Below are 16797 nucleotides of genomic sequence, written 5' to 3'. Positions count from 1 at the left end.
CGGAAAGAAGACGCATGCGACGCGCCGGGGCGGTGGGGGCGGTGCTCGCGCTCGGCGCCGGGCTGCTTGCCGGGTGCTCGGTTGACGGACGTGAGAGCATCCGCTTTACGTTCAGCAAGCGCGAAGCGCTCGAGTTCATGAACGAGGTTGTCGCCGAGTACAACGCGTCCCAGAACGACGTACGCGTCGAGATGGACACCTCGGGGGTCGACGTCGTTTCGGCGAGCTTCGTGCGCGGCAATCCGCCCGACCTCATGCTCGCGAACTACAACTTCGAGGTCGCCCGATTCGTGCAGCGGTGTGCACTGAGCGACCTGTCCGAGACCGATGCCGCCGCCCGTATCCGCGACGACCTTCAACCGCTCATGGATCAGTACGGCAGGTGCGAAGGCCGCACCAGCGCACTGCCGTACTCGGTGATGGCGTCGTCGGTGATCTACAACAAGGAGATCTTCGCCGAGCACGGGCTGGACGTGCCGCAGACCTGGAGCGAGCTGCTCGAGGTGTGCGCAACGCTGCAGGGTGCGGGCGTCACACCGTTCTACGCCACCTTCAAGGACGACTGGACGATCGGGCAGGGCTGGTACGACTACTCGGTCGGCGGCTCGCTAGACGTCGTCGACTTCTTCGACCGCCTCGCCGCGGAGGGGACGCTGGTCGGTGCCGATTCGGATGTCTCGTTCCAGAAGGACTTCGCCGAGCCGATGGACCGGATGCTCCAGCTCGCCGGGACGTACGTGAACGACGACGCGGCGAGTCGGGGCTACGGCGACGGCAACCTGGCGTTCGCGAACGGCGAGGCGGCGATGTACCTGCAAGGGCCGTGGGCGTTCAGCGAGATCGCGAAGACGTCACCCGATCTCGAGCTCGGCACGTTTCCCCTACCGGTGACCGACGACGCCGACGATCTCGCGGTCCGCGTCAACATGGATCTCGCGGCGATGATCCCCGACGCCTCGCGCCACAAGGAGGCCGCCCGCGACTTCCTCGAGTACCTCTACGAACCTGCGCGCATCGAGGCCTACAACGCTTCGCAGCTCGGCTTCACGCCGACGACGGATGCCGCGCCGCCGGACGACCCGCGGATCGCGGGCATGCAGGAGTATTACGACGACGGCCAGGTCTACCAAGGTCCCTCGGTGCTGGTGCCCAAGACGATCCCGGTCTTCAACTACACCCAGTCGATGGTGTTGGGGGCGGACGCGGCCTCCGTGCTGCGCACCTTGGATCAGGACTGGGCGCGCCTGGCCTTCCGCCAGCCCGCGCCCTCCAGTGAGACGAAGGAGTCAGCACGATGAGCGCGACCACCACGATCGTCACCCAGGGCGACCCGACGTCCAGGCGCAGCAGTCGCCGAGTCGAGCCGATCTACTACCTCTTCCTGCTCCCGAGCCTCACGCTGTTCACGCTGGCCATTGCGGTGCCGGGTGCCATCGGCATCTTCTTCAGTTTCACCGACTCCATAGGCATCGGCGACTGGAACTTCATCGGCCTGACGAACTACATCGCGCTCTTCAGCGACCCGGCGATCCTGCAGAGCTACTTGTTCACGTTCGGCTTTGCAGTGGCCACGGTGATCGTCGTCAATGTGGTGGCGTTCCTGCTGGCGGTCGGACTGACCTCCCGCATCCGGTTCAAGACGGGCCTGCGCACGGTCTTCGTGATCCCCATGGTGATCTCGGGCATCATCATCGCCTACGTCTTCAACTTCCTGTTCTCGAACTCCATCCCGGCAGCGGGCGGTGCGCTCGGGGTCCCTTGGCTGGCGACCAGCCTGCTGGCCAACCCCGACCTCGCGTGGGTGGCGATCGTGATCGTCACGGCATGGCAAGCGATCCCGGGCACGCTACTCATCTACATTGCGGGACTGCTCGCGGTCCCGGGAGACGTGTACGAGGCGGCCGATCTCGACGGCGCGTCCACGACGCAGCAACTGTTCCGCATCACCCTGCCGCTCGTCGCCGGGTACGTCGTGATCAACGTGATTCTCGGCTTCAAAGGCTTCCTCAACGCCTACGACATCATCGTCGGCCTCACCAACGGAGGTCCGGGCACCGCGACCCGCAGCATCGCCATGACGATCATTGCGGGCTTCAACGGCGGCGACTACGCCTACCAGATGGCCAACGCGACCATCTTCTTCGTCGTCGCCGTCCTCATCTCGCTCCTCCAGCTCTCGCTCACGCGCGGAAGGAACCAGTTCTCATGACCACCAGTCAGCCGGCGCTCGCCTTCGAGCAGGCAGACGTGTCCGTCGGCCTGCAGAAGGTCCAGCCCGCGAAGCGTCCGCAGCTCACCGAGCGGGTGAGCTGGTCGGGCACGATCATCCTCATCCTGTGCGCCGTCACCGTGCTGCTGCCCCTCTACGTGACGATCTCGATGGCGTTCAAGACGACCGGGCAGGCCGTCGACGGCAACGCGTTCTCGCTGCCCGCCCCCTTCAGCGTTGAAGGCTTTGTGGAGGCGTGGACCCTCACCAGGTTCCCGGTGGGCGCGGCGATCTCGTTGTTCGTCACCGCCGGCACCGTCATCGCGACGATCGTCCTCGCTGCGTTCGCGTCGTACGCGATCGTGCGCAACTGGGACCGCCGGCTGTTCCGGTACTCGTTCTTCTACCTGCTCGCTGCAATGTTCATCCCGTTCCCGGTCGTGGCGCTGCCGCAGATTCAGCTCACCGGACGCGTCGGGCTTGACAACCCGGTGGGAGTCATCCTGCTGGCGACCATGTTCCAGCTGAGCTTCAGCGTGCTCCTGTTCACCGCGTTCCTGCGCTCGATCCCGATCGAGCTCGAGGAGAGCGCACGCATCGACGGCGCCACCACGTGGCAGACGTTCTGGCACATGATCTTCCCACTCCTGGCTCCGATGAGCGCCACGGTCGGCATCTTCGCGTTCCTCTACGCCTGGAACGACTTCATGATGCCGTCGCTGATCATCTCCGATCCGGCAATGCAGACGCTCCCAGTGCGGCAGAACCTGTTCCAGACGCAGTTCAGCAACAACTACAACGTCTCGTTCGCTTCGTACCTCATGGCCATGGCGCCCGCCATCGTCGCCTACCTGTTCACGCAACGTTGGGTCATGGAAGGCGTCACTCAAGGCGCTGTCAAGGGCTGAGCCCTCCGGCCCCCGCCCTCTCTCGTACCCCTGTCCGTCAGGCAACCATCGGAAGGAACCCCTCAGCCGTGACACCCTCCCTCGACCTCGCATTCGACACGTCTCGCGACGCCGACCTCGCACCGTGGTGGCGTCAGGCCGTCGTGTACCAGATCTATCCGCGCAGCTTCGCCGACTCGAACGGCGACGGCCTCGGCGACATCCCCGGCATCACATCGCGCGTCGACTATCTCAGCGAGCTCGGCGTCGACGCGGTGTGGCTGAGCCCGTTCTACCCGTCTGAACTCGCCGACGGCGGCTACGACGTCGCCGACTATCGCAACGTCGACCCGCGCCTGGGCACGCTCGACGACTTCGACGCGATGCTCGCCGCGTTGCATGCGCGTGGCATCAAGGTCGTGGTCGACATCGTGCCGAACCACACGTCGGACCGGCACGCGTGGTTCCAGGAAGCACTCGCCGCCGGACGCGGATCGGCGGCCCGCGAGCGCTACATCTTCCGCGAGGGCAAGGGCACGGGCGGCGCCGAGCCGCCCACCGACTGGCTCTCGGTCTTCGGCGGATCGGCGTGGGAGCGCGTCGAGGACGGCCAGTGGTATCTCCACAACTTCGCCACCGAGCAGCCCGACCTCAACTGGCACCACCGCGACGTGCACGAAGACTTCCTCACGACGCTGCGGTTCTGGTCAGACCGCGGTGTCGACGGCTTCCGCATCGACGTCGCGCACATGCTCACGAAGGACCTTACCGAGCCGCTTCCCTCGCGCGACCAGCTGGCGCTCATCCCACAGGACGGCAATCACCCGCTGATCGACCGCGACGACGTGCACGACATCTACGCAGAGTGGCGCACCGTGTTCGACTCGTACGACCCGCCGCGCACCGCAGTAGCCGAGGCGTGGGTGCACCCCTCGCGCATCCACCTGTACTCGCGACCCGAGAGCCTCGGTCAGGCGTTCAGCTTCGACCTGCTCGTCGCGGACTTCGACGCCGACCAGTTCCGTCGCATCATCTCGGACAACCTTGCGCTCGCGGCCCAGTCGGGATCCTCGAGCACGTGGGTGCTGTCGAACCACGACGTCGTGCGGCACGCGACGCGGTACGGCCTGCCTCACGCTGCCAGCGACGACGGGTGGCGTCATGACGACGAGCGGCCCGGCAACGCGTGGCTCGTCTCGGGGGGCGCTGTGCCGGCGCTCGATCGTGAGAAGGGCTTGCGACGGGCGAACGCCGCGACGCTGTTCCTGCTGGGCCTTCCGGGGTCGACCTACCTCTATCAGGGGGAGGAGCTCGGCCTGCACGAGGTGTCGGACATCCCGGCATCCGAGCGTCAGGACCCGACCTTCTTCCGCACAGCGGGCGCCGAGATCGGGCGAGACGGATGCCGCGTGCCGCTGCCGTGGCGTGCCGACGGGCGGTCGTTCGGGTTCGGTGACGGCGGCGCACACCTGCCGCAGCCCGCGTGGTTCGCCCGGCACGCCGTTGACGCCGAGGCTGACGACCCTACGTCGACACTCAACCTCTACCGTGAAGCGCTGCGTCTACGCCACGAACTGCAGACCGGCGAACAGCTGGAGTGGCTGCCGACCGGACGCAGCGACGTACTTCGCTTCGCCCGCCCCAATGGCTGGCAGGTGGTGACGAATTTCGGCGTCGAGCCGTACGCGCTCGATGACCGGGGCCAAGTGGTTCTCGCGAGCTCCGAAACCTCCGCGGGGTCCGTCGCGCCCGACACGACCGTCTGGATCGCTCCCGCGCACCTCGGACCCGTGTAGCGGGGAGCGGCACGGTCTCCTCGAACCTCGTCCGTCGCGGTTCGAGGAGATCCGTAGCAGTGCGGGCCAGCGCGTCTCTGGCTGAGCATGTAAAACGATTGAGTCGTCGCGTCGACGATTGACCTGACGGTAGAAACGTCAAACGTCTTGACGCAAACGACGTTGCGATTTCGTTATTCGGACGCCCACCGGATCCACCGCGCGATTCGTTGCGCTGACGTTCGTCCGTGGGGTGGGAACAGTTCCCGCCGCCCCACGGACAACATTGAGAGCGTCCTAGAGACCGTGCCCGGACCGACCGACCGGTCGACCGTCAGGTTGGTCGCGAATCTTGGCGCACCTGCGCGGAACGGTCGGTCTTCAGCGCTGCTTGATGCGCGCACACCGTCACGAATCAGGCCGCTTGACGGTCCTGCTCATAGGGGGTGCATCCATCCCACGCGTGAGCCAAGAGATCAGGAGTGCCAGACATGCACGACCACAATTCCATCTACGACAACCTCGAACCTGCTCAGCGCCCGGAGGTCCAGGTTTTATCATCTGTGGATCTCGCAGCGATCGACGGTGCACGGGACGCGATGACAATCCACGTCACTCTCCCGCCCGCAAGTCCAGGAACACGCCCGCATCGCCATTCGGGCCCCGCCTTCGGCTACGTAGTCGAAGGTGAACTTCTCTTCGAGCTAGAGGGCGAAGCCCCGCGGGTGGTGAAAGCAGGTGAGACCTTCTGGGAGCCCGGTGGAGACGTGATCCACTACCAGGACGCCAACAACCTCGCAGACGAATCCACCACGTTCGTGGTCACCATGCTGTGTATCCCGGGCGAGCCCATGCTCACTCTCGTATCGGAGGAGGAGCTGAGCAGCAGAAGCGCCCGCCGCGTGCCGTCGTCGTCTTGATCGCACTGACCCCCTGGAGGTCCCGCCCAGTTGGAACGAGCCCGCCGCCCGCCATCTCTGGCGGAGCGGTGGGTCTCACACGAAGTCGAGCCAACCTGGATGAGGCGTTCGTTCGGCGTCACGGGTTGGTGCCGTCGGGGTGCAGGATCTTCCTCTTGGCGAGGAAGGCATCCCTGCCGGACAGCATGTTTCGCGTTCGGTACCGCGGGTGAAGGGTGTGGTGCCTGGTGGTCAGCCCTCACACCCTCACTCTCAGTTCTTGCCCTGTGTGGCGAGCCACTCGTCGAGTGTTGTTGGTGAGGTGCTGATCGACGAGATCGACGCGGGCGGATCCGGCACCGGGCACCAGCGTTGCGACACTGATCCTCCACGGAATGCATGACTCGTCCGCTCGCTTCCCGGTTGCGAAACGACTCGTGCCGCGCACCCTTCCACCGTCTCGGTCCACCGCCACGACCGCTGTGAAGGGCGTCTGAACTTTCGGCCGACGCGTCGCCCGCAACCCGGTCGAGCAGTGCGCGGATGCCCGTCCCTTATCGCGCGCAGTGGCTACTGATGGGGAGCTGGTGCCGTGGAAATTCCGATCCCATCGAGCCAATCGGAGAGAAGCGCGGCCACGAGACCGGGACGCTCGTGGGGAAGTGCATGTCCTGCGTCGCCCGCAGTGACCACGGTGGCACGCGGGTACCGATCGCCGAGGCGCTGTTGCCGTTCCCAGCCGACCCAGTGATCGTGTCGGCCCGAGATCACCAGCACCGGCGCGTCTATGGCTACCGTGTCGGGGTCCGCGCTGTGTGGTCCCGCGGTGATCGCGCTCTCCAATGTCTGCTCGTCGACCTCTCCGACGACGGGGATCACCGCGCGACGGAATCGATCGAGAGTATCCGCCGTTCGGACCACGAAGTACCCCTCGTACTCGGCGCGCTGATCGGGATCGAGTTCGGTGGACACGTGATCGTCTCGAATCACTACCGGTGCAGGGGTGCGCTGTTCCCCGGGTAGAGCCGGGCAGATCAGCGCGACTCCGGCGATCCGGTCGGGATGCCGGGCCGCGATCGCGCGCGCGAAGTGTCCGCCGAACGAGTGCCCGAGCACCAGAAATCTGCCGGTCGGTGCTTCCCTGTCGAGGAGGAGGTCTACCAGGTCCAGCACGTCATCCGGTTGCCGAACCCCCGATGAGGGGCGGGACTCGCCGTGGCCGGGCAAGTCGATGTACACCCGACGCACCGGCCGTGCATCGATCATCGGCTCGAGGAAGCTGCGCACCTCGCTGCGTGCGGAGTACGCGCCGTGCAGAGCGAGGAGCGGGATGCCGACGCCGACGCTGTCGTAAGCCAGCGACGCCGTGTCGCTCAGCTGAACCCGCATCGTCATGTCCCCATGATCGTTCAGGCGATCCGCCGACCCAAGCGACTCTGACGATCAGCCCGCAGCGTGGTCCCTTGCAGCGCCGCGCCGAAGCGTACTTCAGCGATAGTCCCCGCCGGCAGATCCGATGATCTGTCGCATGACCTCGACCGAGATCTCCTCGGGTTCACCGTTGACCCACTCGTGGACCGTGAACGGAACGCCAAGACGACTGAGGTAATCGGCGGTCTTCTCGAGCCGTGGCACGACCTGGATGTGGTCGGTGCCGAACAGCGCTGCGGTGTAGAGGGGCTCGCCGTCGCGGATCGCGCGCCGCAATTCGACGCTGGAGCGCCCCGTGATCCGGTACAGCGACTTCAGCACCTCGCTACCGAAGTCGGGCGTTCCGGCGATCGTGAGCGAGAGGGCGTTATCGGGCGCTGTCATCTCTCCATCCCAGCATGTGACACAGCTATCGGAGTCGCGCCGACAAGGCAAAAGCCTCCCGCGTGCGATCCCCGTGACTACGGCCGCGTGCCTCGAGCCCGACTCGTTCGTCGACGCTCTACTCCGCGGTCTTCTCGACCCACGTCACCATGAGGTACGGGCTGTATACGTAGACGATGGTGTCGCCCTTCCAGGCGATTTCGATCGTGCCCTTGCCTGCGTTCATCGCGGAGATGATCTGGGTACGCACGGCTTCCCACGCGCTCACGTCTACGAACCGGAATTTCTTGTACGCCGTCGCGGGACCGATGTAGAGCGTCACATCCGTTGCCATGCGACGCACTTTATCGGCGTCGCGGAGTCGCGTCGCGCACGCCGGCTTCGAATCGTCGCGCACGACGACGAGTTCCGGCTCGTCGTCCCGGACAGCGCTCGAGTCGTTCGTCGAGCTGCTGCAGATCGTGAATCCGTTCTGCCAGCTGCGCCAGCTGCGCCAGCTGCGCCCGCTGCTCGCGCAGCGGCGCGCCAGAGGCAGAAGCCACGCTCTGATTCCTGCTTCACGCTGTCTGGCTGGGCGAGCCCTTCTCTGGGCAGGCCCCGTCTGGTAGCCATGAGCATGACTTTCAGGCCAGACGAGTCGCCGACAGAGGCGGCGCGACGCATCATCGACGAGAACTCGTACGCAACCCTCGCCACCGCCGACGTCGACGGACGACCGTGGGTGACACCGGTCTGGTTCGCGGAACGCGGTCTGCGCCAGTATGTCTGGGTGTCCCGAACCACGCGGCGACACTCGCAGAACGTCGCCCAGCGCGCCGAGATCGCGCTCGCCGTGTTCGACTCGACCGTCCAGGTGGGTTCCGCGAGCGCGGTGTACGTGGAGGCGGCCGCAGCGCAGGTGCCGGACCACGAACTCGCCGCTGCACTCGCGGTGTTCAACGCAAAGTGCGAGGCATCCGGACTGTCGACCTGGGACGAGTCGAAAGTCTCGGGAGACTCGCCCCACCGGTTGTACCTCGCGACGGCGTCGCAGGTGTGGGTCCTCGACGAACACGAGAACCGGGTGCCCGTGCTTTAGCCGGGGGCGCGCTCACACGCCGAGCGGTGCCCGGCAGCAGCAGCACAAACCGGTCGACTTGAGGGCGGGAGGGCATCGTCTGCCGCGGCGGCTCGTGGCGACCAGCACGACACGGTTCGCGAAGCGCCCGTCGGCGAACCTGGATCGCGTCAGGACACGGTCCAGCCGATGACCCGCAGTACCTCCCGCGCCGCGTCCTCCTCGCTCCGGTCATGCGTCGAGACCAGCACGTCGCGGATCTGCTCCAGATCGGTCCGGGCGGCATGGTGATCCACCCAAGCGCGAAGTGACACCCGCCACTCGTCCGTCGGTTCCCGCTCGGTCACCCTCGCTTTGAGCACGTCGAGGGGGGCAGTCAACTCGCACACGACGAAGGACGCTGCTGGGACCGCGGCGCGTATCTGCTCGAGTCGCTCTGCGTCGGCGACGACGGTGGGGATGATCACGCGAATGTCGGGCACCTGCGCGTAGTTCGGCCAGATCGCCGCGAGGTTGGCGAGCCAGAAGTCTCGACGGGGCGACGGGAAGATGAGGTTCAGCTCGTCGGCATCGATGACGGCGTGTGGGATGCTGTCGGCCCGGAGTTGCTCGGAGATCGTCCGAGCCAGCGTCGTCTTCCCCGAGCCAGGTGAGCCGTGCAGGATCAGGACGTGCGCGGAACTCACCCGGCGACGATACCAACACCCACGCGGGGCGCGCGCGGTTGGGTCGCTGGGCGCGGCAGCGGACTCGCCTCGCCAGTGCCCGGTCGGGCCTTCGTGCGTAATCTGCCGAGCTCAGCGCAGCGCGGCCACAAGGTGTGCGTTGCGCTTCGCGAGCGGGTCGCTGAGCCTGCGACTGCGCGCTCTGAATCAGCGATCTTCGACATCCACCAGCCAGCCGGCGAGTGAGCGCGCGCTCAGTTCTGTGGGTGGATCGCTCATGTTGGTGCCAGCCCTCGGCAGAGGGGCGTGCATTTCTGCCGAGGGCAGCCGCACGCCGCGGGTCGGCTCGAGCGTGGCAGTGCCAGGCAGGGGAACAATCTCACTCACATACCGTGACGGTCTTGAGCCGACGAACATGCCGCCGCCGAGGTCACGGCGGACCATCGGCCAGTCCTCGCCGTCCGGAGGCATGACTGCATCCGGCGGCGCACCGTGACCAGGACGACGCAAGGAGCGACGTTCCGCGACTTCATGCGCGACTGCGTGCACGGCGGTCACGCGACCGCGCACCCGATCGGCGAATTCCTCTTCGTGGTGCGACTCGACTGCGTCCACCGTTGCGACCAACGCCGGACCGAGCAGCTCAGCGAGCGACGGATCCGGGCTGCGCGTCGCGATGCCGAAGTCGACCTCGTCGCCGACAACGAACGCGTCACCGCAACACGCCCACTCCCATTCCGTCAGCCACACGCGCGTCATGCTGCCCACGGTAGCGAGTGCTGTGGATCCCGTCTCCGCCATCGGTCTGAAGCCGGGGCTTCGGGAGTGCAACGAATGAGATCGGCACCGACTGCGTTCAAGCGGCCCGATCCCCGAGGCGGATGCTGTCACCCCCGCGCCGCACGCGCAACCCGAACGCGACCCCCGCCAGCACTACCACCACGACCCCGTACCCCGCGACGACAGCGCCCAAGCCGACAACCCCCACCAGCGCCCCCGCGATGACCGCGGGCACACCGAACGACAGGTATGCCAGCACGTACAGCACGGCGAACGTGTCTGCCCGCTCGGCCGCGGGAATCCGCGGAGCCAGGGAGGCGATCACACCGGAGAACCCGGTGCCGAAACCCATCCCGGTCACCGCGGTCGCGATGAGGTAGAACGGCAGCGACTCGACACCGAGCGCGACCAGCGACAGCAGTGTCCCTGCACCGAGCGCTGCGGTGCCGAACAGCACCAACGTCCGCGCCGTACGCTTCCGCAGCACGAATGCCGCCACGGCGCCGACGCCGGCAAGCAGCACGACCCCGAGCCCCTGCCAGAAGTGCACCTCGCCGCCCAGCTCACTGCGGACGATGTTCGCGCCGAGCGACAGGAACAGTCCGCCTGTCGCCCAACCGGCGACCACGGCCGGAGCTCCGCGCCAGAAATCCGCGCGGATCGCCGACGGAACCGTCAACCGGAAGCGCAGCGACCCCCACACTCCCGGCCTGCGCGGAGCAGTCTCCGGCACCAGGAAGAACAGCACCGCGAGCACCGCATACACGGTGCTCAGCGGAGCGAACACGTCGAGCAGCGCGGTGCCGCTCACGTCGAGCAGCACGCCCGAGACCAGGGCGCCGAGGGCAAGACCGATGCCGGGGCTCAGCGCGTTCCAGAGTCCCGCGATGCCCGCGCGTCCGTCCGGCGCGAAGTCGAGAGCGGTCGCCGACAGCGCTGAGATGAGCAGACCGCTCGCCACGCCCTGCAAGATCCGGGCGAAGAACAACAGAGCGACGGCATCCGCATGCCAGAACAGGAACATGCTCCCCGACAGCATTACGAACCCTGCGATCACCACCGGTCGACGGCCCACATGGTCCGAGAGCGAGCCGGCGGTCAGCAGGGTGAGCAGCAGCGCCCCCGCGTACACCGCGAACACGGCGCTGATGACGATCGCATCGAACCCGATGCTCTGCGCGAGTACCGGGTAGAACGGCGAGGGCGCACTGGCCCCGACCATCATCAGGATCTGCGACGCGATCGCCAGGACGAAACCGAAATGGGTGCGACGCGGGAGCGCTTCGTCTCGCTTCGCCCGCTCGACGACTGCGCTGGAGGCGGTGTTGGTCATGGCTGCTCCCTCGGTTCGAATTATCTCGAACTATTGGAGCGTACGTGCCTCAGCGCGATTGTTCAACTATTATCGAACTATGTCTGGGGATCTTCCGCACCCCGAGCGCTCCGAGATCCAACTGACGGACGTGCTCTTCGCGCTCAGCGACCCCGAGCGCCTCGCTATCGCGCGCCAGCTCGCCGATGGTCCCCTCGACATGGCCGCCTGCCATGCCACTGACCCGAGCCTGCCGAAGTCCACCAAGTCGCACTTCATGAAAGTCCTCCGCGAGGCCGGCGTCATCCGCAACGAGCCGAACGGGCGCGGGCGGATGCTGACCCTCCGGCGCGAGGATCTCGACGAGCTGTTTCCGGGATTGCTGGAGTCGGTGCTTCGGAGCTGACCTGCCGCATCCTGGTTCCGGCGGAACGCGCCCCCGTGCACACTGGGTGGTTCTGCATCTTGCCCCACTCGGCCGCCAGCACGCCGGCGAGCGGATGTGATGAGACGGGACGAACACCCGATACGGTACGAGCGTCCGGACTCTGCGGTTTGGCTCATCCGCCCGCTGACGTGGCAGCGCGAGGGCGACGAGGCGCGCGCTTCAGGCCGGATTCAGCCGGCGAGGGCCAGACTGGGGCCGATGCGGATTCTCGTGGTGGATGATGAGGTGCGCCTCGCCGACGGCATCCGTCGTGGACTCGAGGCGGAGGGGTTCGGGGTGGACGTCGCCCACAACGGTGTGGACGGGCTTTGGCGTGCCCGGGAGACCGCGTACGACGCCATCGTGCTCGACCTGATGATGCCGGGCATGAGCGGATGGAAGGTCTGCGAGGCGCTGCGGGCAGAGGAGAACTGGACGCCGGTGCTCATGCTCACGGCGAAGGACGGCGAGTGGGACCAGGTCGAGGCGCTCGAGACCGGCGCCGACGACTATGTGACCAAGCCCTTCTCGTTCGCCGTGCTCGTCGCCCGTCTGCGTGCGCTGATCCGCCGAGGCGGTGTCGAGCGGCCGACGGTGCTCGAGGCGGGTGATCTGCGGCTCGACCCCGGTGCCCGTACTGTGCGGCGCGGCGATACCGACGTCGACCTCACGTCGCGGGAGTTCTCCGTGCTCGAGCACCTCATGCGTCACCGCGGTCAGGTGATCTCCAAGCGCGATCTGATCGCCGGCGTCTGGAACGACGACTTCGAGGGCGACCCGAACATCGTCGAGGTCTACGTCGGTCACCTGCGGCGCAAGGTCGACCGGCCGTTCGGCCGAACGGCGATCGAGACCATCCGCGGCGCGGGTTACCGTCTGGCGGCCGACGGTGGCTGAGCGGCGTAGCCGTTCGCTGCGGACCCGCATCACCGCGGCCTCGACGCTGGTCGTCGCCGCCGCGCTGGTGCTAGGGGCATTGGCGTTCTACGGCATCCTGTCCGTCAGCATCCGCGACGCCACTTTGAGCGCGGCCGAGACGCGCGCCGAGCAGCTCGCGGCCAGGATCGACGCCGAAGGACCGGCGGTGGTGACCGAGCTGGACGACGACGTCGCGCAGGTCCTCGACGAGGGCGGGCGCGTCGCCGCCGCGTCGGAAGAGGCCGACAGCGGCGACCTGCCCGACATCGACGGAGCCCCCGTGATCGCCTACGACGACGAGGCGATGGTCGTCGTGCGGGAAGACCTCGACGAGGGCGGCACGCTGCTTCTGGCCGTGTCGGTGGAGGATGACCAGAGCACACTCGCCACGGTCGCGCTGCTGCTCGCCGTCGCGGTCGTCGCCGTAGTCGCGCTGGTCGCCGCGATCACGTGGTGGGTGGTCGGACGTGCTCTCCGCCCGGTGGAGCGCATCCGCGCGGAGGTGGACGACATCTCCGCCGATCGCCTCGACCGGCGCATCGCCGTGCCGGCATCGGGCGACGAGATCGCCGCGCTCGCCGGCACGATGAATCGAATGCTGGATCGGTTGGATGCCGCAGCCCCGGCGCAACGCCGGTTCATATCGGATGCCTCGCACGAGCTGCGATCCCCGCTCGCGACGATACGCCAGCACGCCGAGCTGGCACAGCTGCACCCGGACGCGACGTCGGTCGGCGATCTCGCCGGGGTGGTCCACGACGAAGGACTGCGGATGCAGGAGCTCGTCGACGCGCTGCTGCTGCTGACGCGGCTCGACGAGAGTCCCGTGATCCGCCAGGAGGCCATCGACCTCGACGACCTCGCCTTCGCGGAGATCACGCGGCTCCGCGCCGCGGGCGCGGTGGTCGATGGGTCCGGCATCCATGCCGCACGGGTGCGCGGTGACGTCCGCTTGGTGGGCCGGCTCGTGCGCAATCTCGCCGACAACGCGGCGCGGCACGCGCGATCGGCTGTCGCGATCGGGGTGCTCGAGAGTGACGGGCAGGTGCTGCTGACCGTCGATGACGACGGCCCGGGCGTTCCGGCGGCGGAGCGCGAGCGCATCTTCGAGCGCTTCGTGCGCCTCGACGAGGGACGTGCACGCGACGCCGGCGGCAGTGGGCTGGGCCTGGCGATCGCCCGCGCGATCGCGGAGGCCGAGGGCGGCAGCGTGGGCGTCGAGGATTCGCCGCTCGGCGGCGCGCGGTTCACGGTCGTGCTTCCCGCGGCACCCTGAACAGGGCTTCAGGATGCTTCAGGCCTGCTTCAGCGACCGATCGGCACCATCGGAACATGGATGACAAGAACAGCACCCCCGAGACTTCCCCCGCCCGCCCCGCCGATCAGACCGAGGTGGTCGCCGCGGCTCCGGCCCCCGCCCCGGGCGGCCAGGCCGACGTGATCGCGGGCCCGCCTGAGGCCGTTCCCGCCCGGAAGGGCCGTCGCACCCGCAGCCTGCTGATCGCGGGCGGCGCAGTGCTCGCGGTCGCCGTCCTCGCCGGTGGCGGCATCGCGGTCGGCGAGGCGATCGCGGACGAGGCCGACGATGACGACACCACGTCGTCGGTGTCGGCCGACTCCAGCGACGACGACTCGCGCGACGACAGCGCCGGCGACGACAGCGACAGCGCCGCCGGCGATCTGTCGAATCTGGGCACCGACTCCGCCGACGACCTGGTCGCGATGATCGACGCGGCATCCGCCGCGGGTGAGGGCGAGCCGGTGTCGATCGATCTGAAGCGGGACGGCGGCGCCGAGGTGACGCTCGAGGCCGAGGGCGGTGCCGAGACCGAAGTGCGCGTCGACGCGTCGGGCGAGGCGTCCGTCGTATCCACCGAGTCCGCCGACTCGGACGACACGGCGCCCCAGAACGTCCTCGACGCCGACGCGATCGCCGCGATCGTGGATGCGGCGCTCGCCGAGGCCGACGGGCGCATCGTCGAGATCGAGGCCGATGACGACAGCACCTCGCCGTGGGACGTCACAGTTCTGACCCAGGGCGGCGAGTTCGTCGAGATCGACCTGGACGCCGAGTTCGCGGTGGTCGCCGCCGGCGACGAGAGCGACGACTGAGCACGGCGCGAAGAACGGCGGCCGCCTGACCGCGCCGGTCGGACGGCCGTCGTTCGCGGTTGCGAGTCAGCTGCCGTCGCGCAGGTCGCCGAGTGTCGTCCGCGCGAAGCTCACTTGGTCGAACCAGACGGCGCATCCGTCACCGGTCGGGCTCTGACCTTCGAACCCGAGCTGCACGTCGCCGATGTCGTCGCCGAGCGCGAACGCGCGGACGAAGTGCCACCGATCACCGTCGGTGGAGGCGTGCAGGGCGAAGACCCGCCCGATTCGCGAGACGCGGAGCCAGACCGCGTCGCCGTCGACGGTGAACGAGTTGGCGTCATCCGACACCCCGCGGGTGACGACCGACACCACCATCGTCTCTCCTGCCGGCGACCGCTCGAAGCACAGCTTCGCCCAGTGCCGCTCGTCGGCCCAGATGAGCAGAACGGCGGCGTCGAACATCGCCCGGAAGTCCGCGCCCACGCGGGCCGAGAAGACGAAATCGCCCGCGCCGGGCGCGCCCAGCAGCGTGACTGCGTTGAGCATCGTCTCGGCTGCGGTCCCGCTCTCGCCGCTCGGGTCGACGAAGAGATCGCTGTGAGCGGGGGCGAGCACCTCCACCCGGTCGGGGGCGACGGTCCACTTCGAGCCCTGCGAGGGGGTCAGCTCGAACGGGACGCCGGAAACGGCGAGGGATGTCGACATCGAAGTGCTCCAATGTGGCGGTGGGTCGGTCTCGGATGCCGAGGATCGACGGATGCCGCGGTGGCGGCATCCGTCATCATCATGCCTGGGGTGCGCAGCGGCCGCGCAATGCGCAGACGCAGCTGGTGCGAGGACCGTCGATCGCGGCGACGCCCGCGGAGTCGGCCCGTACGGTTCGCCGGCTCATCGCGTACGAGGCGGCGCGACGGACTCGCGCCAGATGACCTTCTGCAGGGCACCCTCCTGCGTCGGTGGCTCAGTTCCGCGGATGGCGGCGAGGAGGCGCTGCATCGAATGAGCGCCGAGGCGCTGGCGATCCTGGAACACCGTCGTGAGCGAGGGGATGAAGTGGGCGCTCATGGTGAGGTCGTCCCAGCCCGTCACGCTCACATCCCCGGGAACCGTCCACCCGCGTGTGACTGCGCCACGGATGGCTCCGGCAGCGAGGACGTCGTTGGCAGCGATGATCGCCAGCGGCGGTGTGTCGTCGGGAAGCGACTGCACACTCTCGGTCGCCGTGAGGCCGCTCCAGTCGCCGCCGGCCACGCCGAGCGACTCGAGGCCCAGGCGATCGATCGTCGCGAGATACGCGTCTCGGCGTGCGACCGCGGCCGGGTAGTCGGGCGGTCCGGCGATATGCAGGAACCTCCGGTGGCCGATCTCCGCGAGCCTCTCCATCATCTCGGCCACCGGACGGGCGTCGCTGAAGGCACCGGTCGCATGCATGTTCTCGTCGAATTCCGAGAGCGACAGCAGCACGGGAGCGGAGTCCGACGTCTGCTGCGGCGTCCGGATGGGGGAGAACGAGAGGATGCCTTCGTACTCACCGGACTCGGCGACAGATGCGAGGTCGTCCGCGCGCTCCTCTGGTGAGGACGCGAGGCTGATCACCTCGACGACGTAGCCGGCGTCGCGTGCCGTGGCGGAGGCCCCCTCGAGCACCGGGAAGAGGTTCAGGCCGGAGACGGGGATGACCACGGCCAGCCGTCCCGTCCGCTGGGTTCGCATGGAGCGGGCGGCGAGGTTCGGGCGGTAGTTCAGCTCGGCGGCCGCCTCGAGCACGCGCTCGCGCGTCGCGGCTGAGATGCCGCTGCGGCCCGTGAAGACGAACGAGACCGTCGTCTGCGAGACGCCCGCGCGATGGGCCACATCGTGACTGGTCGGGCGCTTCCCCATGAGTTCATCCCCCATCTCCGACATCCTGCCCGGAAAAAGTACTTGACCGTTCGGACGTGTCCTCCATACTATCTACTA

At 67.7% G+C, this 16797-nt stretch carries 18 protein-coding genes; 10 read left to right on the top strand and 8 right to left on the bottom strand.

The features are described from left to right. Window positions 1-14: 14 nt before the first annotated feature. The 5 genes from Q9R08_RS13535 to Q9R08_RS13515 all read left to right on the top strand — a co-directional run bounded on the left by Q9R08_RS13535 (window position 15) and on the right by Q9R08_RS13515 (window position 5791). On the top strand, window positions 15-1298 hold the full coding sequence (locus Q9R08_RS13535; protein WP_308868612.1) for an ABC transporter substrate-binding protein: 1284 nt from the start codon (window positions 15-17) through the stop codon (window positions 1296-1298). Beyond that, window positions 1295-2209: a carbohydrate ABC transporter permease gene (locus Q9R08_RS13530; protein WP_308868611.1), complete on the top strand. Its 915-nt coding sequence runs from the start codon at window positions 1295-1297 to the stop codon at window positions 2207-2209. Before Q9R08_RS13535 ends, Q9R08_RS13530 begins: the two co-directional genes overlap by 4 nt. After that, window positions 2206-3117, top strand: coding sequence for a carbohydrate ABC transporter permease (locus tag Q9R08_RS13525; protein ID WP_308868610.1), 912 nt, complete (start codon window positions 2206-2208; stop codon window positions 3115-3117). Before Q9R08_RS13530 ends, Q9R08_RS13525 begins: the two co-directional genes overlap by 4 nt. Before the next feature lie 68 nt (window positions 3118-3185). After that, window positions 3186-4892 carry a glycoside hydrolase family 13 protein gene (locus Q9R08_RS13520; protein WP_308868609.1) on the top strand — a complete coding sequence of 569 codons (1707 nt, stop codon included), beginning with the start codon at window positions 3186-3188 and terminating at the stop codon, window positions 4890-4892. Window positions 4893-5362: 470 nt separating this feature from the next. Continuing rightward, entirely contained in the window at window positions 5363-5791 is a 429-nt protein-coding gene (locus Q9R08_RS13515; RefSeq protein WP_308868608.1) for a cupin domain-containing protein, read from the top strand. A gap of 549 nt (window positions 5792-6340) precedes the next feature. Here the strand turns inward: Q9R08_RS13515 and Q9R08_RS13510 are convergent. From Q9R08_RS13510 to Q9R08_RS13500, 3 genes are all read right to left on the bottom strand, one after another. Then, window positions 6341-7165: an alpha/beta fold hydrolase gene (locus tag Q9R08_RS13510; protein ID WP_308868607.1), complete on the bottom strand. Its 825-nt coding sequence runs from the start codon at window positions 7163-7165 to the stop codon at window positions 6341-6343. Between the two features lie 93 nt (window positions 7166-7258). Further along, window positions 7259-7585 carry a hypothetical protein gene (locus Q9R08_RS13505; RefSeq protein ID WP_308868606.1) on the bottom strand — a complete coding sequence of 109 codons (327 nt, stop codon included), beginning with the start codon at window positions 7583-7585 and terminating at the stop codon, window positions 7259-7261. A 118-nt stretch (window positions 7586-7703) separates the two neighbouring features. Continuing rightward, the gene (locus tag Q9R08_RS13500; RefSeq protein WP_308868605.1) at window positions 7704-7919 is read right to left on the bottom strand and encodes a hypothetical protein; all 216 of its coding nucleotides are present in this window, start codon (window positions 7917-7919) and stop codon (window positions 7704-7706) included. 282 nt (window positions 7920-8201) lie between these two features. On the opposite strand from Q9R08_RS13500, the gene Q9R08_RS13495 reads away from it, so the two are divergent. Continuing rightward, window positions 8202-8663: a pyridoxamine 5'-phosphate oxidase family protein gene (locus Q9R08_RS13495; RefSeq protein ID WP_308868604.1), complete on the top strand. Its 462-nt coding sequence runs from the start codon at window positions 8202-8204 to the stop codon at window positions 8661-8663. Between the two features lie 149 nt (window positions 8664-8812). On the opposite strand, the gene Q9R08_RS13490 is transcribed toward Q9R08_RS13495, so the two are convergent. From Q9R08_RS13490 to Q9R08_RS13480, 3 genes are all read right to left on the bottom strand, one after another. Beyond that, on the bottom strand, window positions 8813-9328 hold the full coding sequence (locus Q9R08_RS13490; RefSeq protein WP_308868602.1) for an AAA family ATPase: 516 nt from the start codon (window positions 9326-9328) through the stop codon (window positions 8813-8815). Between the two features lie 186 nt (window positions 9329-9514). Beyond that, entirely contained in the window at window positions 9515-10066 is a 552-nt protein-coding gene (locus Q9R08_RS13485; RefSeq protein WP_308868601.1) for a DUF6578 domain-containing protein, read from the bottom strand. A gap of 97 nt (window positions 10067-10163) precedes the next feature. Continuing rightward, the gene (locus Q9R08_RS13480) at window positions 10164-11420 is read right to left on the bottom strand and encodes an MFS transporter (protein WP_308868600.1); all 1257 of its coding nucleotides are present in this window, start codon (window positions 11418-11420) and stop codon (window positions 10164-10166) included. Between the two features lie 79 nt (window positions 11421-11499). On the opposite strand from Q9R08_RS13480, the gene Q9R08_RS13475 reads away from it, so the two are divergent. The 4 genes from Q9R08_RS13475 to Q9R08_RS13460 all read left to right on the top strand — a co-directional run bounded on the left by Q9R08_RS13475 (window position 11500) and on the right by Q9R08_RS13460 (window position 14856). Beyond that, window positions 11500-11805, top strand: coding sequence for an ArsR/SmtB family transcription factor (locus Q9R08_RS13475; protein ID WP_308868599.1), 306 nt, complete (start codon window positions 11500-11502; stop codon window positions 11803-11805). A gap of 240 nt (window positions 11806-12045) precedes the next feature. Continuing rightward, on the top strand, window positions 12046-12723 hold the full coding sequence (locus Q9R08_RS13470; protein ID WP_308868598.1) for a response regulator transcription factor: 678 nt from the start codon (window positions 12046-12048) through the stop codon (window positions 12721-12723). Beyond that, entirely contained in the window at window positions 12716-14020 is a 1305-nt protein-coding gene (locus Q9R08_RS13465) for a sensor histidine kinase (RefSeq protein WP_308868597.1), read from the top strand. The genes Q9R08_RS13470 and Q9R08_RS13465 overlap by 8 nt, the downstream gene beginning before the upstream one ends. Window positions 14021-14076: 56 nt before the next feature. Then, window positions 14077-14856: a hypothetical protein gene (locus Q9R08_RS13460; RefSeq protein ID WP_308868596.1), complete on the top strand. Its 780-nt coding sequence runs from the start codon at window positions 14077-14079 to the stop codon at window positions 14854-14856. A 66-nt stretch (window positions 14857-14922) separates the two neighbouring features. Here the strand turns inward: Q9R08_RS13460 and Q9R08_RS13455 are convergent, their stop codons facing one another. Together Q9R08_RS13455 and Q9R08_RS13450 are read right to left on the bottom strand one after the other, a co-directional pair. Further along, window positions 14923-15543, bottom strand: a complete 621-nt coding sequence (locus Q9R08_RS13455; protein WP_308868595.1) for a DUF1349 domain-containing protein — start codon at window positions 15541-15543, stop codon at window positions 14923-14925. A 183-nt stretch (window positions 15544-15726) separates the two neighbouring features. Further along, window positions 15727-16734: a LacI family DNA-binding transcriptional regulator gene (locus Q9R08_RS13450; RefSeq protein ID WP_308868594.1), complete on the bottom strand. Its 1008-nt coding sequence runs from the start codon at window positions 16732-16734 to the stop codon at window positions 15727-15729. Window positions 16735-16797: the final 63 nt, after the last annotated feature.

Origin of the sequence: Microbacterium psychrotolerans (assembly GCF_031085295.1) — a bacterium.
GTDB lineage: Bacteria > Actinomycetota > Actinomycetes > Actinomycetales > Microbacteriaceae > Microbacterium > Microbacterium psychrotolerans.
This window is presented reverse-complemented; position numbering and strand designations above follow the sequence as displayed.